Annotated in this window: 14 protein-coding genes; 12 read left to right on the forward strand and 2 right to left on the reverse strand. The window is 60.7% G+C overall.

Features of this window, described 5'->3' with window-relative positions:
- Positions 1-148: 148 nt before the first annotated feature.
- From recC to yfiB, 6 genes are all read left to right on the forward strand, one after another.
- Entirely contained in the window at positions 149-3,601 is a 3,453-nt protein-coding gene (gene recC / locus ACODTD_RS04100) for an exodeoxyribonuclease V subunit gamma (RefSeq protein WP_221614997.1), read from the forward strand.
- Complete coding sequence (gene recB / locus ACODTD_RS04105) at positions 3,598-7,287, forward strand: exodeoxyribonuclease V subunit beta (RefSeq protein ID WP_489104531.1); 3,690 nt, start codon at positions 3,598-3,600, stop codon at positions 7,285-7,287. The genes recC and recB overlap by 4 nt, the downstream gene beginning before the upstream one ends.
- Positions 7,284-9,392 carry an exodeoxyribonuclease V subunit alpha gene (gene recD, locus ACODTD_RS04110; RefSeq protein ID WP_011332330.1) on the forward strand — a complete coding sequence of 703 codons (2,109 nt, stop codon included), beginning with the start codon at positions 7,284-7,286 and terminating at the stop codon, positions 9,390-9,392. Before recB ends, recD begins: the two co-directional genes overlap by 4 nt.
- Positions 9,393-9,511: 119 nt before the next feature.
- The gene (yfiR, locus tag ACODTD_RS04115) at positions 9,512-10,087 is read left to right on the forward strand and encodes a regulatory sequestration protein YfiR (RefSeq protein WP_201818885.1); all 576 of its coding nucleotides are present in this window, start codon (positions 9,512-9,514) and stop codon (positions 10,085-10,087) included.
- Positions 10,084-11,352 carry a diguanylate cyclase DgcN/YfiN gene (gene dgcN, locus ACODTD_RS04120; protein WP_201818887.1) on the forward strand — a complete coding sequence of 423 codons (1,269 nt, stop codon included), beginning with the start codon at positions 10,084-10,086 and terminating at the stop codon, positions 11,350-11,352. Before yfiR ends, dgcN begins: the two co-directional genes overlap by 4 nt.
- On the forward strand, positions 11,352-11,852 hold the full coding sequence (gene yfiB / locus ACODTD_RS04125) for an outer membrane lipoprotein YfiB (RefSeq protein ID WP_236676586.1): 501 nt from the start codon (positions 11,352-11,354) through the stop codon (positions 11,850-11,852). Before dgcN ends, yfiB begins: the two co-directional genes overlap by 1 nt.
- Here the strand turns inward: yfiB and ACODTD_RS04130 are convergent.
- Positions 11,849-12,796, reverse strand: coding sequence for a LysR family transcriptional regulator (locus ACODTD_RS04130; protein WP_201818891.1), 948 nt, complete (start codon positions 12,794-12,796; stop codon positions 11,849-11,851). The two genes, yfiB and ACODTD_RS04130, sit on opposite strands and share 4 nt — an antisense overlap.
- Before the next feature lie 149 nt (positions 12,797-12,945).
- Here ACODTD_RS04130 and ACODTD_RS04135 point away from each other — a divergent pair, with 149 nt between their 5' ends.
- Both ACODTD_RS04135 and mmsB read left to right on the forward strand, forming a co-directional pair.
- Positions 12,946-14,472 carry a CoA-acylating methylmalonate-semialdehyde dehydrogenase gene (locus tag ACODTD_RS04135; RefSeq protein ID WP_201818893.1) on the forward strand — a complete coding sequence of 509 codons (1,527 nt, stop codon included), beginning with the start codon at positions 12,946-12,948 and terminating at the stop codon, positions 14,470-14,472.
- A 9-nt stretch (positions 14,473-14,481) separates the two neighbouring features.
- Positions 14,482-15,369 carry a 3-hydroxyisobutyrate dehydrogenase gene (mmsB, locus tag ACODTD_RS04140; RefSeq protein WP_039772935.1) on the forward strand — a complete coding sequence of 296 codons (888 nt, stop codon included), beginning with the start codon at positions 14,482-14,484 and terminating at the stop codon, positions 15,367-15,369.
- A gap of 94 nt (positions 15,370-15,463) precedes the next feature.
- Here mmsB and ACODTD_RS04145 read toward each other — a convergent pair whose 3' ends face one another.
- The gene (locus ACODTD_RS04145) at positions 15,464-15,808 is read right to left on the reverse strand and encodes a cupin domain-containing protein (RefSeq protein ID WP_489104532.1); all 345 of its coding nucleotides are present in this window, start codon (positions 15,806-15,808) and stop codon (positions 15,464-15,466) included.
- 708 nt (positions 15,809-16,516) lie between these two features.
- Here ACODTD_RS04145 and ACODTD_RS04150 point away from each other — a divergent pair.
- Genes ACODTD_RS04150 through rfbB form a run of 4 tightly spaced genes read left to right on the forward strand, consistent with a single transcriptional unit; the run spans position 16,517 to position 21,931 of the window.
- A complete protein-coding gene (locus tag ACODTD_RS04150; RefSeq protein WP_236676587.1) occupies positions 16,517-17,347 on the forward strand; it encodes a DapH/DapD/GlmU-related protein in 831 nt (276 codons plus the stop codon).
- Complete coding sequence (locus ACODTD_RS04155) at positions 17,344-18,594, forward strand: glycosyltransferase family 28 protein (protein WP_201818897.1); 1,251 nt, start codon at positions 17,344-17,346, stop codon at positions 18,592-18,594. The genes ACODTD_RS04150 and ACODTD_RS04155 overlap by 4 nt, the downstream gene beginning before the upstream one ends.
- A gap of 22 nt (positions 18,595-18,616) precedes the next feature.
- On the forward strand, positions 18,617-20,794 hold the full coding sequence (locus ACODTD_RS04160; RefSeq protein ID WP_489104533.1) for a prenyltransferase/squalene oxidase repeat-containing protein: 2,178 nt from the start codon (positions 18,617-18,619) through the stop codon (positions 20,792-20,794).
- A 54-nt stretch (positions 20,795-20,848) separates the two neighbouring features.
- Positions 20,849-21,931: a dTDP-glucose 4,6-dehydratase gene (rfbB, locus tag ACODTD_RS04165; RefSeq protein WP_221615001.1), complete on the forward strand. Its 1,083-nt coding sequence runs from the start codon at positions 20,849-20,851 to the stop codon at positions 21,929-21,931.
- The last annotated feature ends 5 nt before the right edge of the window (positions 21,932-21,936 follow it).

Below are 21,936 nucleotides of genomic sequence, written 5' to 3' on the forward strand. Positions count from 1 at the left end.
TCCGAAACCCCAATTGCGAAAGCAGTTGGGGTTTTGTTTTGCCCGCAGGAAAGTTCTTACAGCATTCTCAGCCGCCTTGCGGCTGTCCTCGCCGGCCGACAATGCTAAGGTTCAGCCCTAGCTTTTGTACTTTTCCAAGGAAGCCTTCATGCCGGACACCCAGTCCCTCAACGCTGCATTCATGGTCGTTCAGAGCAACAGCCTGGATGAACTGCGCAGCCTTGTGATCAGCATCATGCGGCGCTATCCACTGGCACCCCTGGAGAACGAAATTGCGCTCGTGCAGAGCAACGGCATCGCTCAATGGCTCAAGCTGGCACTGGCTGAAGACCCTGAAGCGGACGACTCTGGCGGCTGTGGTATCGCCGCCGCTATTGATGTGCAACTGCCGGGCAGTTTCATGTGGCAGCTTTACCGGATGGTTCTGGGGCGAGAGGAGATTCCGGCAACGTCGCTGCTCGATAAGGCACCATTGACCTGGCGCCTGATGCGCCTGTTGCCACAGGTCATCACCCGACCCCATTTCGAACCGCTACAACGCTTCCTCACCCATGACACCGATCTGCGCAAGCGTTACCAGTTGTCCGAACGTCTGGCAGACCTCTTTGACCAATATCAGGTTTACCGCGCTGATTGGCTTGAGGATTGGGCAGAGGGGCATCATCAACTACGCAATGTGAGGGGTGAAGCGAAGCCGCTTCCTCCGACCAGTTGCTGGCAGGCAGAGTTGTGGCGTGCCCTGCTGGACGATGTGGGCGAGCAAGGCATGGCTCAAAGTCGGGCGGGCGTGCACCAGCGGTTCATGGAGCGCATCAACAGTCTTGAACGCGCACCGACCGGACTTCCCCAGCGAGTGATCGTTTTCGGAATTTCCTCGTTGCCAGCCCAGGTACTGGAGGCATTGGCCGGGCTTTCCCGTTTCAGCCAGGTTTTGTTGTGCGTCCATAACCCCTGTCGTTATCACTGGGCCGATATCGTTGCCGACAAGGATCTCTTGCGCCATCAGTACAAGCGGCAAGCCCGAAAAAACGGTATGCCCGTAGTGCTGGATTCGGAAATGCTCCACCAGCATGCTCACCCGCTCCTTGCTGCGTGGGGCAAGCAAGGTCGCGATTACATCAACCTTCTCGACAGCTATGACGACCCCGATAGCTATCGCGCAGCATTTCGCAATGGACGTATCGATCTGTTCAGCGAAAACCAGCCGAAGAACATGCTCAATCAGTTACAGGACGACATTCTGGAACTGCGGCCGCTCAACGAGACTCGAGCACTCTGGCCGGCAGTCGATCTGACTCAAGACGATTCGATCCGCTTTCATATTGCCCATAGCGCCCAGCGCGAAGTGGAGATTCTCCACGACCAGTTGCTGGCACGTTTCAGTGCCAACCCTCAATTACGCCCGCGCGACGTGATCGTGATGGTGCCTGACATCGATAGTTATGCGCCGCATATTCGCGCCGTATTTGGGCAGCTGGATCGTCATGATCCACGCTTCATTCCCTTCACGATGGCCGATCAGGGGCAGCGCGGACGGGATCCATTACTGATCGCTGTCGAGCATCTGCTCAAGCTGCCGGATAGTCGTTTCCCCGTCAGTGAAATCCTCGACTTGCTTGATGTTCCGGCGTTACGCGCCAGATTTGGTGTGCAGGAACGAGACTTGCCGACCCTGCATCGCTGGATCGAAGGTGCCGGCGTGCGTTGGGGGATTGATGCCGGGCAACGGGCCGAACTGGGATTGCCCGACGAACTGGAGCAAAACAGTTGGCGCTTCGGCCTGCGTCGGATGCTGCTCGGCTATGCCGTCGGCAGTTCCGGAGCCTGTGGGGATATCGAACCCTACGATGAAATCGGCGGTCTCGATGCCGCGTTGATTGGGCCATTGGTAGCGTTGCTGGATGCACTGGAGCTTTCGCATCAGCAACTGATGAAACCCGCCCAACCACAGGAATGGGGGCATCGGCTTCAGGCGTTGATGCAACTGTTTTTCAAGCCCGAAGATGAGCATGACGACTACCTGCTGGCTCAACTCGAGGAGTTGCGCGAAACCTGGATGGAAACCTGTGAGGCCGTCGGTCTGTTGGACGAGCTGCCACTGACCGTCGTCCGTGAGGCTTGGCTGGCGGGGCTGGATCAGGGGCGTCTGTCGCAGCGCTTCCTGGCCGGAGCCGTTAACTTTTGCACGCTGATGCCGATGCGCGCGATCCCGTTCAAGCTGGTTTGCCTGTTGGGCATGAACGATGGCGATTATCCGCGCGCTCAACCGCCGCTGGACTTCGATCTCATGGGCAGCGACTACCGGCCGGGAGATCGCTCCCGTCGGGAGGATGATCGCTATCTTCTGCTCGAAGCGCTCTTGTCCGCCCGTCATCAGCTCTACATCAGTTGGGTCGGTCGCAGCATTCGCGACAACAGCGAGCGGCCAGCCTCTGTGTTGATCGGCCAGTTGCGCGATCATCTCGCCAATGGATGGCGATCGAGCGACAACAAAGAGGATCTCCTGATTGCCATGACTCAGGAGCATCCGTTGCAGCCATTCAGTTCGCGCTACTTCCATGAGGAAGACAAACTGTTCAGCTATGCCAGCGAATGGCAGGTGCTGCATCAACCTCACGAACAGAACGACACCGCAACGATGCTTGTACCCCATATCCAGGAGGAGCCGTTGAGTCTGGAACTGCTACAGGACTTCCTGCGCAATCCGGTCCGACACTTTTTCACTCAGCGACTCAAGGTTTACTTCGAAGCGGCGCAGATACCTCAGGCTGACGAGGAACCCTTTGTACTGGATGCGTTGCAGCGATATATGCTCAGTGACAGCTTGCTCGGAGCAGCCTTGAGACACCCGGATAATGTTGATCAGGCACTCGAGTCTCAAGCCCGACGCCTGCAGAACAGCGGCCTGTTGCCCATTGCCGGATTCGGTGAATGCCTTCAGCGAGAGCTGATCGAGCCTTTGCCAGACTTGTTGCAGCGATATCAACAGTTGCTGGCGTTATGGCCGACACCCCTGTCCAACGCCCTACCGATCAATTTTGAATGGCAGGAGCTGCGCCTTGAAGGGTGGCTGGGCGGCTTGCACCGGCGCGCCGATGGCGGCGTACTGTCGGTCACGACGATCCCGAACAGCATAGGCTCGATCAAGAGCCGCAAATGGCATCGCCTGACCAAGCCCTGGGTCAGCCACCTTGTCGCGTGTGCCAGTGGGCTCTCCCTGACGACCGCACTGGTGGCCAGTGATGACACGCTCCTTCTTGAACCTCTGGAACAGACTCGAGCGGGACGGGTTCTTGAGGATCTGCTGCTCGCCTGGCAGACGGGTATGCGTCAGCCACTTCCGGTCGCGGTAAAAACGGCTTTTGCATGGCTGGGGCAGACCGATCCAGTCAAGGCTGAAGCGGCTGCCCGCAAAACCTATGAGGGTGATGGTCAGACCAGCGAAGGCGAACGTCGGGAAAGCCCGGCTCTGGCCCGACAGTTCCCCGACTACGATGCACTGCAGGCGGATGAAACCTTCTCCGGTTGGTGTGATGCGCTTTATCGCCCGTTGCTCGAGGCACCTTGGCACTCATGGACCCACGAGGAGGCAGGCGCATGAGTAACCAGCCACCACTCGCCCTGGCATTCCCGTTAAAGGGCAGCCAACTGATCGAAGCCAGTGCGGGCACTGGCAAGACGTTTACCATTTCGGCGTTGTATCTGCGGTTGATCCTTGGCCATGGAGGCGAGGGAAGTGGTTTCGGTCGAGAGCTGTTGCCCCCGCAGATTCTCGTGGTGACCTTCACCGATGCGGCGACCAAAGAGTTGCGCGAACGCATCCGTACGCGCCTGGCCGAGGCCGCCCGTTTCTTCCGTGACGAGACTTCGCCCCCTGATGCGCTGATCGATGAACTGCGTGCACAGTTCGATCCGCAACAATGGCCCGGTTGCGCCAACCGCCTGGACATTGCCGCGCAATGGATGGACGAAGCCGCGGTCTCGACGATTCACAGTTGGTGTCAGCGAATGCTGCGCGAGCATGCGTTCGATAGCGGCAGTCTGTTTACCCAGACACTGGAAACCGATCACAGCGACCTGCTCGGTGAAGTGCTGCGCGATTATTGGCGGCTGTTCTGCTATCCGATGCAGGGCGATGCCTTGAACTGGGTTCGCAGTCACTGGGGAGGTCCGGCGGCCCTGTTGCCGCGCGTGCGTGGGCTGTTTGGCACCGAGCGCGAAGGGGACTCTGACAAGACCCCGTCTGAGCTGATCGAAGAGTGTCTGCAGGAGCGCCGTGCAGCGTTGATGGAGTTGAAGGAACCATGGCGGCAGTGGGCCGATGAGTTGCTCGCCATCTGCCATCAGGGCGTCGCCAACAAAACGGTGGACGGGCGCAAGATGCAGGCCCGCTATTTCGAACCCTGGTTCGAAAAGCTCAAGGCCTGGGCCGAGGACGAGACGCTCGAGCATTTGGATATCGGCACCGGGTTCGCCCGGCTCACACCGGACGGCATGGCTGAAGCCTGGAAAGGTGAGCCGCCGAGTCACCCGGGCCTGGATGCCATGCCTGTGCTCAAGTCGAGCCTCGACAATTTGCCGACGCCCGATGCGGCCGTGCTGCAGCATGCAGCCAAATGGGTCGGTGCTCGCTTTGAGGACGAGAAGCGCCGTCGGGCCGAAATGGGGTTCGACGACATGCTGTTGCGCCTGGATGCTGCCTTGCAGTCCGATGGTGGGGAACGCCTCGCCACGCTCATCCGCGAGCAGTTCCCGGTCGCCCTGATCGATGAGTTCCAGGACACGGATCCGGTGCAGTATCGGATCTTCGAAAGTATTTATCGCATTGAAGAGGATAACCCGGAGACCGGGCTGTTCCTGATTGGTGATCCCAAACAGGCGATCTATGCCTTCCGTGGCGCGGACATTTACACCTATCTGCGAGCCCGGCAGGCCACAACCGGACGCCTGCATACCCTGGGCACTAACTTCCGTTCCAGCCACGGGATGGTCAGTGCGGTCAACCATGTGTTCGAGCGTGCAGAGTCCCGTGAGCAAGGACGCGGAGCGTTTCTGTTCCGAGAGAAAAACGGCGATAACCCCGTGCCGTTCCAGCCTGTGGAGGCTCAGGGGCGTAAAGAACATTTGCAGGTATCCGGGCTGGACGTGCCAGCGCTGAACATCTGGCATTTATCCACCGACAAACCACTGTCCGGGGCAGTGTATCGCCAGCAGTTGGCGGCGGCCTGCGCCAGTGAGATTACGACCCTGCTCAATGGCGGGCAAACCGGTCGTGCCGGGTTTGCTCAGGAGGGCAAGGATTGGCGTGGGCTGCGGCCAGCGGACATTGCGATTTTGGTGCGCGATGGTAAAGAGGCGCAGGCGGTACGCGGTGAGCTCGCAGCACGCGGAGTCCGCAGCGTTTATCTGTCGGACAAGGACTCCGTTTTTTCCGCTCAGGAAGCCCATGATCTGTTGTCGTGGCTCAAGGCGTGCGCCGAGCCGGATGTCGAACGCTCCCTCAAGGCGGCGCTGGCGTGCATCACGCTGAACCTGCCGCTGGCCGAGCTGGAGCGTCTGAATCAGGACGAACTGGTCTGGGAAACCCGGGTCATGCAGTTCCGTGGTTATCGTGAACTCTGGCGCAAGCAAGGGGTGCTGCCGATGTTGCGGCGCCTGCTGCACGACTTTCAACTGCCGCAGATGCTCATTGCCCGCAGTGATGGCGAGCGGGTGCTGACCAACCTGTTGCACCTGTCGGAGTTGTTGCAACAGGCCGCGTCGGAACTCGATGGCGAGCAGGCACTGATCCGCCATCTGGCCGAGCATCTGGCGCTGTCCGGGCAGGCAGGCGAAGAGCAGATCCTGCGTCTTGAAAGCGACGAACAACTGGTCAAGGTCGTGACCATTCACAAGTCCAAGGGACTTGAATACCCGTTGGTGTTCCTGCCTTTCATCTGCTCGGCCAAACCCGTGGATGGCAGTCGATTGCCGCTGCATTACCACGATGAGTCCGGCAAGGCTCGCATCAGTCTGAAGCCCGACGCGGAACTGATCGCTGTGGCGGACAACGAACGCCTGGCAGAGGATCTACGCTTGCTCTACGTCGCGCTGACCCGCGCACAACATGCGTGCTGGCTCGGGGTGACGGATCTCAAGCGCGGCAATCACAGTAGTTCGGTGCTGCATCTTTCTGCACTGGGCTATCTGTTGGGCGGCGGCGCAACGTTGAATGAATCCAGCGGATTGGCCCGCTGGCTGGACGATCTGCAACAGGATTGTTCGGCGCTGAGCGTTGTTGAAATGCCGGAGGCCACCAGCGAGGAGTACCAGCCTCCGCGTAATGAGGCCACGCTACGTGCCACCCTTTTGCCGAGCCGCAGGGCCAGCGAGAACTGGTGGATCGCGTCGTACAGCGCCTTGCGCATCAGTGACGTGCTGAGCGTTGGCAATGACGAAGCTCCCGACAGTCCGCAAGCGCAAAAGCTGTTCGACGACGAACGCCTCGATCCTGAAGCTCCGCGCGAGATCATCGCCGGCGGAGCTGACATTCATCGCTTCCCTCGCGGACCGAATCCGGGAACGTTTCTTCACGGTTTACTGGAGTGGGCAGGGGAGGAAGGGTTCGCGGTCACCCGCGAATCGCTGGACGATGCGATTGCCCGGCGTTGCAATCGGCGGGGCTGGGAAGGCTGGATCACCACCCTCGGCGACTGGTTGCAACACTTGCTCAAACTGCCACTGCCCGCAGGGCTCGACCAACCGCCAGTGGTGCTTGAGCAATTGAAGCAGTATCGGGTCGAGATGGAGTTCTGGTTTGCCAGCCACAAAGTCGACGTCCTCAAGCTCGACGAACAGGTGCGTCAATTCACTCACAACGGTGTGGCCCGGGTCGGCGCCGAAGCGGTGCAGCTCAATGGCATGTTCAAAGGCTTTATCGACCTGACGTTTGAGCACGAGGGTCGTTACTACGTGGCCGATTACAAATCCAACTGGCTGGGCGTCGATGACGCTGCGTACACCGAGCGGGCTATGGAGCAGTCGATCCTCGACAACCGTTACGACCTGCAATACGTGCTGTACCTGTTGGCACTGCATCGTCAGCTCAAGGCGCGGCTCGCCGATTACGATTACGACCGGCATATCGGCGGCGCGCTGTATCTGTTCCTGCGCGGAACACGGGCCCCTGGCGGTGGCGTTTACTTCGCGCGACCACCAAGGGAGCTGATCGAGCGTCTGGACCTCATGTTCCAGGGCAAACCGCAACCCAAGGCCGAGCCCGCGTGGGAACAGGGAGAGCTGCTATGAATCGGACATTCGCCGACCTGCTGCCTACGCCGCTGACCGCCGAAAGCCTCGCGCAATTGACACCCCTGACCCGTGCCGATGATCTTTTGCTGTTGCTGACCCAATGGGTCGAGCGTGGCTGGTTGCGGGCACTGGACAAGGCATTCGTGGCCTTTCTTCATGAGTTGGAATCCGATGTCGATCCGCTGGTGTTGCTCGCCGCCGCATTGACCAGTCACCAGCTCGGCCATGGTCATGTCTGCCTGGATCTGTTCGAAACCCTCAAGGCACCGGATTTTGCACTTTCCCTGCCGCCGGAGGGGGATGCGCAACCCGGCGTGTTGCTGCTGCCATCGCAATTGCTCGAAACCCTCGACGGAGCGCACTGGTGCAAGGTGCTGGCCGGCAGTTCGCTGGTGGCACTGGCCGCCGACGAGAGTGCGTCGGCTCAGGAGCGCCCACTGGTGTTGTCCGGCAAGCGTTTGTACTTGCGGCGCTATTGGGCCTACGAGCGGCGTATCGACAGCGCACTGCGTCAGCGACTCGCGGAGCAGGAAGCGACACCACCCGATCTTGCACGCCGGCTGAACGAACTGTTCGATCCGGCCCAGCGTGCGGATGTCATCGACTGGCAGAAACTCGCCTGCGCCCTGGCCACCCGAGGTGCCTTCAGCATCATCACGGGTGGCCCGGGTACCGGCAAGACGACGACGGTGGTCCGTTTGCTGGCGTTGCTCCAGGCACCTGCGGTCGAGGCGCATCAACCATTGCGCATAAGGCTCGCGGCGCCTACCGGAAAAGCGGCGGCGCGGCTGACCGAGTCCATCAGTCAGCAGGTGCAATCGCTGAAGGTCGCTGACAGCGTCCGGGAAAAAATCCCGACCGAGGTGACCACGGTGCACCGCCTGCTCGGTAGTCGTCCCGGCACGCGGCACTTTCGCCACCATGCCGGTAACCGTCTGCCCCTGGACGTTCTGGTGGTCGATGAAGCGTCCATGATCGACCTGGAAATGATGGCCAATCTGCTCGATGCCTTGCCGCCTCATGCCCGATTGGTGTTGCTGGGCGACAAGGATCAACTTGCCTCCGTGGAGGCGGGTGCGGTGCTGGGAGATTTGTGCCGTGATGCCGAAGCTGGTTGGTACAGTGCGCAGACCCGCCAGTGGCTGGAACAGGTGAGTGGCGAATCCCTGCAGGACAGCGGCTTGCACGAAGGCACTGACGGCTCGCATCCATTGGCCCAGCAAGTGGTGATGCTGCGACACTCGCGGCGTTTCGGCGAGGGCAGCGGCATCGGTCAACTGGCGCGACGAGTGAATCAGCAACTCCCGGTCGAGGCTCGCCAGTTGCTGGAAGCCAAGACTCATGGCGATGTGTTTTCTTTGCCACTCCACAATGAGCACGACCGTGAACTCGAGCACCTGGTGCTCGATGGGCACGCGAAAGGCCCTCACGGATATCGACACTATCTGAGCGTCTTGCGCGATCGACGTCCGGCGAGCGGAACGCCGCTCGAGAACCCGTGTTGGGTCGACTGGGCACGTGACGTCCTGCGGGCCTTCGATACCTTCCAGTTGTTGTGCGCAGTGCGCAAAGGGCCGTGGGGTGTGGAGGGGCTGAACCAGCGCATCACCGAAGCGTTGCTCAAGGCGCGGCTGATCGAGAGCGACCAGCAATGGTACGAAGGCCGGCCGGTGCTGATGACCCGAAACGACTACGGTCTGGGGCTGATGAACGGTGACATCGGTATCGCCCTGAAACTGCCCGAGCGCGATGGCCCTGATGCCGGTAAGTCGGTATTGCGAGTGGCGTTCCCGCGTAACGACGGGCGCGGCGGGGTGCGTTTCGTGTTGCCGAGCCGGCTCAACGATGTCGAGACCGTCTATGCGATGACCGTGCACAAGTCTCAGGGCTCGGAGTTTGCCCATACCGCGCTGATCCTGCCGGACGCCCTGAATCCTGTGTTGACCAAGGAACTGATCTATACCGGAATTACCCGGGCCAAAGACTGGTTCACCTTGATCGAGCCTCGGAGCGGCGTGTTTGAAGAAGCGGTGCAGCGCAAGGTGAAGCGCCTGAGTGGACTGATGCTGGAACTGGAAGAAGGCGCGCCGCATAAAGGATGAAGGTGCCTTCGATTGCCGCCGATAATTGACCGACCGGTCAGAGGTCGCTGTATCGCTGGCTTTCCAACGCTGTGCTATCGTTGCGGCATCATTTCGTAACGATCCAAGAGAATCCCTGCATGAAGGTGGCTGTCTGGGCGACAGAGCGCGTAGTTGGCTGCAAGCAGGCGTTGCTTGCCGGTGTGCTCTGTTTGCTCACGGGTGTGGCCGCTGCCCAGACTCAAACCCCGGTGGGTATGGCCGAACAACGGGCCAAATCCGTCACCCAGGTTGTCCTCGGTATCCTCAGTTATGCGCGCTGGCCGGTAGAGCCGGCGCAATTGCGTTTGTGCATCGTCGGCCCGACCGAATACACCGACGACCTGGTCAAGGGCACGACCCAGGCCACGGGCCGTCCGGTCATCGTGCGTCGACTGTTGGCCGACAACCCGGCCATCGTCAGCGAGTGCGACGCGGTCTACATCGGCAAACTCACGGCTGAAGAACGCAGCCGGTTGTTCGCGTCCCTGATCGGGCATCCGGTGCTCAGCATCAGTGAAGGCGGCGATCAGTGCACGGTCGGCAGCCTGTTCTGCCTGCGGGTCGGCGATGAACAGGTGTCGTTCGAGGTCAATCTCGACTCCGTCGCCCGTAGCGGTGTGCGCATTCATCCCAGCGTGCTGCAGTTGTCGCGCCGCAAACCGGCGGTGCCATGAGACGCGGCAAATCCACAGGGCGCCCGACGCTGGGCTCGGTCATCGGCCGTGGCAACCTGATCGTGGCGCTGGTCGCCGTGGCAATGGCCAGTGTGTCGCTGACGCTGCTCGGGGTGCTGGCGCTGCGGGTCTATGCCGATCACAACCTGCACTTGATCGCCCGCTCGATCAGTTACACCGTGGAAGCTGCCGTGGTGTTCAATGACAAGGTCGCAGCGACCGAAGCGCTGGCGTTGATCGCCTCGACCGAAGAAGTGGCCGATGCCCAGGTGCTGGACGCTCAGGGCCAATTGCTCGCGCGCTGGCATCGTCCGGAGAACGGCCTGATTTCCGAGCTGGAGATGCAGGTCGCGCGAGTCATTCTGGAAAAACCCATCAACCTGCCGATCCAGCATCAGGATCGCGAGATCGGGCGGATCTTGCTGATCGGCCACGGTGGCAGCCTGATGCGTTTTCTGTTGAGCGGTCTGGCGGGGATCATTCTCTGCACGGCGATCAGCGCCTGGGTCGCGCTGTACCTGGCGCAGCGTCAGTTGCGCAGGATCATCGGCCCGTTGCACAGCCTGGCGGCGGTGGCGCATGCGGCCCGCAGCGAGCGGGCACTGGATCGACGGGTGCCACGGGCGAAGATTGCCGAACTGGACAACCTCGGCAATGACTTCAATGCCTTGCTCGATGAACTCGAAGACTGGCAAACCCACCTGCAAAGCGAGAACGAAACCCTCGCCCACCAGGCCAGCCACGACAGTCTCACCGGCTTGCCGAACCGGGCCTTTTTCGAAGGCCGCCTGATCCGTGCGCTACGCAGCGCCCACAAACTGAACGAGCGCGTGGCGGTGCTGTTTCTCGACAGCGACCGCTTCAAGGACATCAACGACAACTTCGGTCATGCCGCCGGTGACGCGGTGCTGGTGGCGGTGGCGAATCGAGTGCGGGCGCAGTTGCGTGAAGAGGATCTGGTGGCGCGTCTGGGCGGTGACGAGTTCGCCGTTCTGCTCACGCCCTTGCACAAGACCGAAGACGCCGAACGCATTGCCGACAAGATCCTCGCCAGCATGGACACCCCGATTGCGCTGCCGGGCGACAGCAGTGTCGTGACGTCGCTCAGTATCGGCATCGCGGTTTACCCCGATCATGGCGTCACGCCCGGCACCTTGCTTGATGCGGCCGATGCCGCGATGTATCAAGCCAAGCGTTTGTCGCGTGGCGCCCAATCCACGGCCGGGTCGGAGCACCCGGTCGATCCCGTTCAAACCAGGAGCTGATGCCCGTGTTCTCACTTTCCTTTCGACTGTTTTCCACCCTGTTGCTGACGGCCATGCTGGCCCTGACCGGTTGCCAGACCGCCCCGCAAAAAGGCCTGACGCCGGCCCAGGTCGCGGTCCTCAAGCAGCAAGGCTTCGAGCTGACCGATGACGGCTGGGAGTTCGGCCTGTCGGGCAAAGTGTTGTTTGGCAGCGATGTCGAAAGCCTGAATAAACAAAGTACCGAAATCGTCGAGCGTATCGGCAAAGCGTTGCTGGGTGTCGGCATCGAGCGGGTACGGGTGGATGGCCACACCGACGCCTCGGGCAAGGAAACCTACAACCAGCAGCTGTCCCTGCGCCGCGCGAAAAGCGTCGGCAACGTGCTGACCTCGGTCGGCATGAAACAAGAGAACATTCAGCTGCAGGGCCTCGGCAGTCGCGAACCGGTCGCCTCCAACGACACCGCCGCCGGCCGCACCGAAAACCGCCGAGTGTCGATTGTGGTCAGCGCCGATTAATCGGTGAACTGCATGTCACGGGTCTCACCCATCAACAGACCCTGATTGCGCTCGGTCACCTCACGGATGTAATCCCACAGCAGGGTGATCCGCTTCAACTTGCGCAGATCCTCCCGGCAGTACATCCAGAACTGCCGGGTGATATCGATTTCCTCCGGCAACACCGGCAACAGGCGCGGGTCCTGGGCCGCGAGGAAGCACGGCAGAATCGCCAATGAGCGCCCCTGCTGCGCCGCCACGAACTGTGCGATCACGCTGGTGCTGCGCAAATTGGCGCTGGCGCCGGGCAACACGTTCGCCAGATACAGCAGCTCTGAGCTGAACGCCAGGTCATCCACGTAACTGATGAATTGATGCTTGCCCAGGTCGGCGGGGCGGCGGATCGGCGGGTGCTTGTCCAGGTATTCCTGGGTCGCGTAGAGCTGCAAGCGGTAGTCGCAGAGTTTGCAGCACACGTACGGCCCGTGTTCCGGGCGTTCGAGGGCGATGACGATGTCGGCCTCGCGTTTGGACAGGCTGATGAAGTGTGGCAGCGGCAGGATGTCCACCGAGATCGCCGGGTAGGCGTCAACGAAGTGGCTCAGTTGCGGGGTGATGAAGAAGCTGCCGAAACCTTCAGTGCAGCCCATCCGCACATGCCCGGACAGCGCGACGCCGGAGCCGGACACCTGCTCGCAGGCCATGTGCAGCGTGCTTTCGATCGACTCGGCATAACTCAGCAGGCGCTGGCCTTCGGCAGTCAGCACGAAACCGCTGGTGCGGGACTTTTCGAACAGCAAGGTGCCGAGCGCCGCTTCCAGCGAACTGATCCGCCGCGACACGGTGGTGTAGTCGACCGCCAGGCGTTTGGCCGCGGTACTGGCCTTGCGGGTGCGGGCGACTTCGAGGAAAAACTTGAGGTCGTCCCAATTCAGCGAACCTAGAGAGGTGATGTTTTTTTGCATGATGGACGGGCTTATATGTGCGTTCTTATTAGAAGTTTGCACATCTATACTCCAAAAACAGTCCGACAACCAATTCGTGACACACGCCTCATCTCAAGGCGAACCTTTCGCCTTGGCTCCTACGATAAAAACAAGTTCTGGAGACCAGCATGAACGCATCGCTTACGCCCAACGAAACCACGATCCAGAAGGTCAAGCTGCTGATCGACGGCGAGTGGGTCGAGTCGCAGACCACCGAGTGGCACGACATCATCAACCCGGCGACCCAGCAGGTTCTGGCCAAGGTTCCGTTCGCCACCGCCGCTGAAGTCGACGCTGCCGTCAGCGCCGCCCAGCGCGCCTTCCAGACCTGGAAGCTGACTCCGATCGGCGCGCGCATGCGCATCATGCTCAAGCTGCAGGCGTTGATCCGTGAGCATTCCAAACGCATCGCCGTGGTGCTGAGCGCCGAACAGGGCAAGACCATTGCCGATGCCGAAGGCGACATTTTCCGTGGCCTGGAAGTGGTCGAGCACGCCTGCTCCATCGGCAGCCTGCAGATGGGCGAGTTCGCCGAGAACGTGGCCGGCGGCGTCGATACCTACACCCTGCGTCAGCCGATCGGCGTCTGCGCCGGCATCACCCCGTTCAACTTCCCGGCGATGATCCCGCTGTGGATGTTCCCGATGGCCATTGCCTGCGGCAACACCTTTGTACTCAAGCCGTCCGAACAGGATCCGCTGTCGACCATGCTGCTGGTGGAGCTGGCGATTGAAGCGGGCATTCCGGCCGGTGTGCTTAACGTCGTCCATGGTGGCAAGGACGTGGTTGACGGCTTGTGCACCCACAAGGACATCAAGGCCGTTTCGTTCGTCGGTTCGACTGCCGTCGGCACCCACGTTTATGACCTGGCCGGTAAACACGGCAAACGCGTGCAATCGATGATGGGCGCGAAGAACCATGCGGTGGTGCTGCCGGATGCCAATCGCGAGCAAGCGCTCAACGCCTTGGTCGGCGCCGGTTTCGGTGCGGCCGGTCAGCGTTGCATGGCCACCTCGGTGGTGGTGCTGGTGGGTGCGGCCAAGCAGTGGCTGCCGGATCTGAAAGCGCTGGCGCAGAAACTCAAGGTCAACGCCGGCAATGAGCCGGGCACCGATGTCGGCCCGGTCATTTCGAAAAAGGCCAAGGCGCGGATTCTCGATCTGATCGAAAGCGGCATCAAGGAAGGCGCAAAACTTGAGCTGGACGGTCGCGACATCAGCGTGCCGGGTTACGAGAAAGGCAACTTCGTCGGCCCGACCCTGTTTTCCGGGGTGACTACCGACATGCAGATCTACACCCAGGAAATCTTCGGCCCAGTGCTGGTGGTGCTGGAGGTCGATACCCTCGATCAGGCCATCGCGCTGGTCAACGCCAACCCGTTCGGCAACGGCACGGGCCTGTTCACCCAGAGTGGTGCCGCGGCGCGTAAATTCCAGACTGAAATCGACGTCGGCCAGGTCGGCATCAACATCCCGATTCCGGTGCCGGTGCCGTTCTTCAGCTTCACCGGTTCGCGCGGTTCGAAACTCGGCGACCTCGGCCCTTACGGCAAGCAAGTGGTGCAGTTCTACACCCAGACCAAAACGGTCACGGCGCGCTGGTTCGATGACGACAGCGTCAACGACGGCGTGAACACCACCATCAACCTGCGCTGAGGAATGGCCATGAAAATCGCATTTATCGGTCTGGGCAACATGGGCGCGCCGATGGCGCGCAACCTGATCAAGGCCGGGCATTCGCTGAATCTGGTGGACCTGAACAAAACCGTGCTCGCGGAGCTCGAGCAACTGGGTGGCACCATCCGCGCTTCGGCTCGCGAAGCGGCTGAAGATGCAGAACTGGTGATCACTATGCTGCCCGCCGCCGTGCATGTACGCAGCGTCTGGCTCGGTGAGGACGGTGTGCTGGCAGGGATCGGCAAAGGCGTGCCGGCAGTGGATTGCAGCACCATCGATCCGCAGACTGCGCGCGATGTGGCAGCGGCCGCTGCCAAACAAGGCGTGGCCATGGCCGATGCACCGGTGTCCGGCGGAACCGGCGGCGCCACTGCCGGGACGTTGACCTTCATGGTCGGCGCCACTCCTGAACTGTTCGCCACCCTGCAACCGGTGCTGGCGCAGATGGGCCGCAACATCGTGCATTGCGGTGAGGTCGGCACCGGCCAGATCGCCAAGATCTGCAACAACTTGTTGCTCGCCATTTCGATGGTCGGCGTCAGCGAGGCGATGGCCCTGGGCGATGCGCTGGGGATCGACACCACGGTGCTCGCCGGAATCATCAACAGTTCGACGGGTCGTTGCTGGAGTTCGGAAATGTACAACCCGTGGCCGGGCATCGTCGAAACGGCACCGGCCTCGCGCGGCTACACTGGTGGCTTCGGCGCCGAACTGATGCTCAAGGATCTGGGGCTGGCCACCGAGGCGGCGCGTCAGGCCCATCAGCCGGTGGTGCTGGGCGCGGTGGCGCAGCAGTTGTATCAGGCGATGAGTCAGCGCGGGGAAGGGGGCAAGGACTTCTCGGCGATCATCAACAGCTATCGCAAGCCGCAGTAATCGTCGTCAGGCCTGTGCTCGTCGCAGGTCTGCAATTCAGATGCAGTAGGTGTTGCCGGGAAATCACGTCGGGTGGTTTCCCGGCTTTTTTGTATCAGGCGAACACGAAATATTTGCGCACGGTCTCAACCACTTCCCAGGAGCCCTTCATGCCTGGCTCGACCACGAAGATGTCGCCGGCGCGCAGGTGGATCGGCTCCATGCCGTCCGGGGTAATCACGCAGTAGCCTTCCTGGAAATGGCAGTACTCCCATTTCACGTAGTCCACTCGCCACTTGCCCGGCGTGCAGATCCAGGTGCCCATGATCTTGCTGCCGTCTTCGCTGGTGTAGGCTTTGAGGTTGACGGTGTGCGGGTCGCCCTCGAGCTTTTCCCATTTGCAGGCGTCGAGTACGGGCAGGGGGTGGGTGTCGCGCAGAACGGTGATAGGTGCGGGCATGACGGCTCCAGGCCAGAGGGAAATAGAGCGTCACCGTAGCGTTCGTGGGGGCTGTCGAAGTGTCTGGGGTCGACCTCCAGATGCCTGTAAGCGCTGGGGCAAATCTGCACTCCTCCCTGATTTGCACCAGCGCTGTGCATATAAGAAGGTTTTGGCACAAGCGTGCACCATAAAAGTTCAATCAATTTTTAGACTAAAACGAGATAACCATTCTGACACCTATTGCAAAACAAAATCGTCTGTACTATAACATTCGTACTAAAGAACTATTCCTCAAAACGGAGCTTCATCTGAGTCACGGACAGACTTGAATCGGCTTTTTCTCATCTCGATAACTGACTTGGCCTTTGGCTCAAGTGTGAACTTCTATCCGTTGTTAATGAATAATGACAGTTGAATGAACCGGACAGTTAATAAGTGGCGCGGACGCAATGTCTCGCGTGCTTTGAGTTGAAGCTTTAAATGAACAGTTAATTAATTATTTGTGCACTGGCGGATTTATATCTGCGGGATACGCACGCCTCTCGGAATGTTATGTGCCCGGCATCAATGGAATGAGGCTTTATTGTGGACGACATAAACGTAATTGAAGTTTCGACGACTGTTGATAGTTCAAGTGAGCTTGGCCGGCACGTCTGGGTGCGTGCCGGCAGTCGCCTGACACATGTGCAAATCAGCGATGACTGTTTCATCGGTTTCAGATGCGATTTGCAGCACGCGTTTGTCGGCAAATCCAGCATGTTCGCCACCGGGGCCCGGTGCCTGGGGACGGCGCAGTCGCCGGTTCGAATTGCCGAAAACGTCTGGCTGGGCGCCAAGGCCACCGTGACTGCCGGTGTTACCGTCGGTGCCGGGGCCGTGGTGGCGGCTGGCGCGTTGGTGACAGCGGATGTGCCGCCGGACGCAATCGTCGTCGGCCGCCCGGCGCGGGTCATTGCCCGGCGCACCGTGGTCGAGGACGGCCGGCCGAGCCCGGAACCGGTGCTGGCCAAAGTCCGGGAGCGGGCGCGCCAGGGCTTGCCGTCGATGCTCGATCGGTCCACGCAGTCGGTCGCGCGGTTCAAGTCGCTGAACCCCGACACCCAGACCTGGGACATCAGTGACGACGCCCTGATCGATGCCGAATTGCGCGGCGGGGCGTCGGTGGAAATCGCCCGGGACTGCATCCTGATCGGGCGCAGCAACCGTCAGGGCGGCATGTCGCAACTGGGCGGCATCGAACTGGGCACCGGCGCGCGACTGGCGGCCGGTGTGGTTATCGAGGCGGCTGGCGGTGTATCCGTCGGTGCCTTCAGCGAGTTGTCCGAGGGGGTCACGATCGTTGCCTCCACTCATGATCATTCATTTCGCTCACTGCCTTGGGAGGAGGCACCGGTGCGCATTGGAAGTCGTTGCGTAATTGGCGAGGGCGCCATCTTGGTAGGTCCACTGAATATTGGTGACGGTGCCGTTATCAAACCGTACTCGGTGGTTATAAGGGATGTATTGGAAAACACTGTGGTTCATGGCGTTGTTCAACTAATGGAGATTCAAGAATGATTTTATTTGCCCCCAATCCAACCGGTTCCGGTCACAACATGCGCGCGCTGTCCATCGCTCAGGCGATCAAGAAACAGCGTCCGGACATGCCATTGACCGTGGCGCTGGCTTCCTTGCAGCCGACCTTCACGCCGATGTTCGAAAAATCTGGTGTTGAAGTTGTGGATATTGCCGGTCGTTTGGTCGATTACTCAAAAAAAAGCAACTTGTCGAAAGAACTCGACTGGAATAATTACATCGGCGGTTATATCGCCAATACTTTCTTGTCCGGCGAGCGGATTCTGTCTTACCTGGCGCTGATCGCCGAGTACAAACCGACGGCTCTGGTGTCGGACTACAACATGGCCGCCTGCCTGGCCGCGATTTTCAGCGGTACGCCGCTGGTGTTCGTCACCGAGCGCTACGACTTCACCCTGTGCCAGCTCGAAGATCATGATCTGGCTGACGGCGGTTTCGAAGTCAACGCGCTGGAAATGGCCCGGGCCCGCACCGCGCTGCACAGCCAGTTCAACTGGATGATCAATCAGAGCCAACTGGTGCTGACCGACAAACCCTATGTGGCCTCTCTCGATCAGGGCACACCAGTGGCCGAAGCACTGGTCAGCGGCAAGGCGCATTTTGTCGGCCCGATGATCCGCGACATCAATGTGCAGACCGGCTTGAACGTGCGCGAGCAACTGAACCTCGGCGACTCGCCATTCATTGTGGCTTCGATCAGCGGCACCACAATGTTTGCCCAGAACAAGGACGCGCTGCTCGCCGCCTATCTGGACAGTTTCAGGATCCTGCGCGAGCGCAATCCGGAACTGAAACTGGTGCTGCTGGGCCGTCAGGATATCCAGGCTCAGGACGGCGTCGTCTGCGTGCCGTACTACCCGGACTGGATGGGCCTGCTGCGCGAAGCCAGCCTGCTGATTTCGGCGCCGGGCTGGATCACCGTGACGGAAATCGCCGCACTGCAGATTCCAACGCTGTTCGTGCTGCCGTCCAAATCCGAGTACCACGAACTCGAGGCGCTGCGCCGTCTGGAGCTGCTGGGTTTCCCGACGCACCTGGGCCACGACCGGGATGCGATCGTCGAGCTGATCCAGGGCGAGCTGGAAAAAGACACCGATGCTTCGGCCTACTACGCGCCGCATCAGCAAGTCGCCGCGCCGGATGGCGAAGGTGCCGCCCGCGCCGCGACGCGCATCATTGAGTTGTGCCAGGGCAGCGTTGTGTCGCTGACCGAAAGCAAAGCCGCTTAACCTCAAGGAAGAGGGATTCACCATGTCACTGCATCCGCAGTTTCTATTTGATCAAGGCCTCAAGGACATCGAGCACGGCGGCTTTTTCGCCGTGACCGATGCCAGTGGCGAGGTTGCGATTTCCAGCGACAAGCAGTTGCAGGATCAGGTCGCGGCGACGCTCTACCAAGCCGAGCACGGCGACGATGTCGAACTGCGTTTTGCCCATGACGGGCTGATGCGTTTGCATGATGCTTCGAATGGCGGTTTCCACGAACTGGCCGACCGCTACTGGACGCCGCACGGCTCCGGACGTTGCCGCACGCTGGCGCTGCAACTGGAGGCACTGGCGGCATTGATTGCCTATCAACGGAGGGTGCCGCAGGACGCAGCAAACAATGCCGCGATCCACGGCCTGCTGGAAAAGGTCGAAGCGCTCTACGCCCGTTCCACGCTCGCCGGTCTGTACAGCAGCGACTGGTCGACGCCGCTGGAGCTGGCGACCTCGATCGATCTCGACATCAGCGCCACGGCCTTGCTGGCGCGTATCGACAATCAGCCGTTGGGTCTCGGCTTGGTCGGGCACTTGCAGATTCATGCAGAAAACCTGATCGGCCGGGTGGCCGGCAGCGACAGCCAATCCTGTGTCGATGTGGCGCTGACCCGTTGCGGTGTGCGGGCTCAGGTAAGCCTGGTGCTGGCGCAACTGGCTGATACGCGGGACGACAATGCGCTGTCGAATCTGGCTCGTTCGTTCCTGCTGCAAACCCTGGCGCTGTTTCGCGATCCGGCGTACGGCGGGTATTGGGACCGGGTCGGGATCAACGGCAAAGTGCGTTGCGACTGGCACACCTCGTACAAAAATCACGAGTCGCCATTTCCGATCAAGACCGCCTACGACGTGGCGTTGCTGTTGCAGGCGATTCAGGCCTTGCCGTCCGGCGCGAGCGAAGCCGACCGGGCTTCGGTGACGGCAGCGTTGCTGGAGTTTCACGACGCCCGCCATGGCGGTCTGTTCATGGGCAAGGGCTATTTCTGGTCGACCCCGGATGACCCGACCGTGCCGTTCATTCGTCAGTTCTGGGCGCCGCCGCGTCAGCCAGGAATCTTCAGCATTGGCAACCTGACGTACCTGCCGTTGCACCTGAAGAGTCTGAAAATCCAGCTCGCCGCGGCCCACGCCTTGCAGTCCATCGAACCGGTCGTTGCCGTCACTCATCATGACGATGCAGCGCTGGTAAACCGTGAGTTGCAAGTGATCGATGGCGGTGGCGATGTGCAGCGGATTCACCCGAATGGCGTGCCGACCATCAATGTTGATCTGCAGCGTTATCTGGCGTGGCTGGCCAAGGCCCGGGCGTCGAATGAAACGCCTTACGGGCTGACGGCCGAAACCGCGCCGCTGGGTTTCCGTGCCGACAAAACCTGGCAGGTGTTCTCCGGGTTGCACGTGATCTCAGACTTGCACGCGCTGGGTCTGCAAATCGAAAACAAGGCCAGCCTGATCGATTGCATCAGGGCCTCGCAAAACACCGACGGCGGATTTGCCGAGCAACCGGGGCATCTCAGCGATGTGTTCGCCACCTACTGCGCGGTGCTGTCGCTGCGAGTGCTGGGCGCATTGCCGAACGATATCGGCGGTTGCGTGCGTTACCTCCAAGCGTGTCAGAACCCGGACGGCGGGTTCGGCGATGTGCCGGGTTTCGGCTCGGACATCTGGCACACCAACCTGGCGGTGCTGTCGCTGCATGCGCTTGAAGCCAAGGCGCCGGACGAGCAGGGCGTGATGGCGTTTGCCTTGCGCTGCCGCTCGGCCGACGGCGGTTTCGCCAACAAGCCGGGTTATCCGCCGGACGCGTTTTCGGTGTACCGCGTGGTGTCGACGCTGTTCATTCTCAACCGACGCATCGTTGATGCCGAACAGACCGTCGCTTGGCTTCAGAGCCTGCAACTGGCCAACGGCTCGTTCCACTACCGGCCGGGTAAAGCGGTCAGCCTGGTAGGTACTTACATGGCTATCGCAGCAATGTATCTGCTCGACGCGCAGCCGACGTATCTGCAGGAATCGAAAGACTGGATCGCTGCCCATCAGAAGCAGGACGGTGGATTCGGCCCACTCAATGCGACCTCGGCAACCACCGACGAAAGCTTCGTCTGCATCCAGACGCTGCTGATTCTCGAACAAGGTCTGTCGCAATACTGGGTGGCGTTGTTGAACTGACCCGCACACAGCATCGAAGGACGTTCAATCATCATTTTGCCAGGGGAGGCGCTGATGAAAATTTTAGTGACAGGGGGCGCGGGCTTCATTGGCTCGGCCGTGGTGCGGTTTCTGATTGAAGAGACCGAATGTGAAGTGATCAACGTCGACAAACTGACCTACGCCGGCAATCTCGAATCTCTGGCTGAGGTGTCCGATTCACCGCGTTACCGGTTCTGTCAGGTCGACATCTGCGACAGGCCGGCGCTGGACGAACTGTTCGCACGGCTGCAACCGGATGCGGTGATGCATCTGGCCGCCGAGTCCCATGTGGACCGTTCGATCGATGGCCCGCAAGCCTTCATCGAAACCAACATCGTCGGCACCTACACGCTGCTCGAAGCGGCGCGTGGTTACTGGAACCGACTGGACGCGGCGCGTCAGGCGGCGTTCCGTTTCCATCATATTTCCACCGACGAAGTTTACGGCGACCTGGAGCCTGAAGATCCGGCGTTCACCGAGCGCACGCCGTATGCGCCAAGCTCGCCGTACTCGGCGACCAAGGCCGGCTCCGATCATCTGGTTCGCGCCTGGCATCGCACTTTCGGCCTGCCAGTGGTGGTGAGCAACTGCTCGAACAATTACGGGCCGTATCACTTCCCGGAAAAACTGATTCCTCACGTCATCCTCAATGCGCTGCAAGGCAAGCCGCTGCCGGTGTATGGCGATGGCGCGCAGATTCGCGACTGGCTGTTCGTCGAAGATCACGCCCGCGCACTGTATGCGGTGGTTACGCGCGGTGAGGTCGGGCAGACCTACAACATCGGCGGCCACAACGAGAAGACCAACCTGGAAGTGGTGCACACCCTGTGCGATCTGCTCGAAGCACGCGGTGCGGAAAAACCGGCGGGCGTCGCGCACTTCCGCGACCTGATCACCTTCGTCAAGGATCGTCCGGGCCACGACAAACGCTACGCCGTCGATGCCGGAAAAATTCACGCGACGCTGGGCTGGACGCCGCAGGAAACCTTCGAAAGCGGCATGCAGAAAACCGTCGACTGGTATCTGGATAACCGCGCCTGGTGGGTGCGGGTGATGTCCGGTGCCTACGCGCTGGAGCGCCTCGGCGAGCAAAGCGACAAAGCCCTTGTGGCCTGAACGTT

It is taken from the genome of Pseudomonas sp. FG35 (assembly GCF_057809295.1).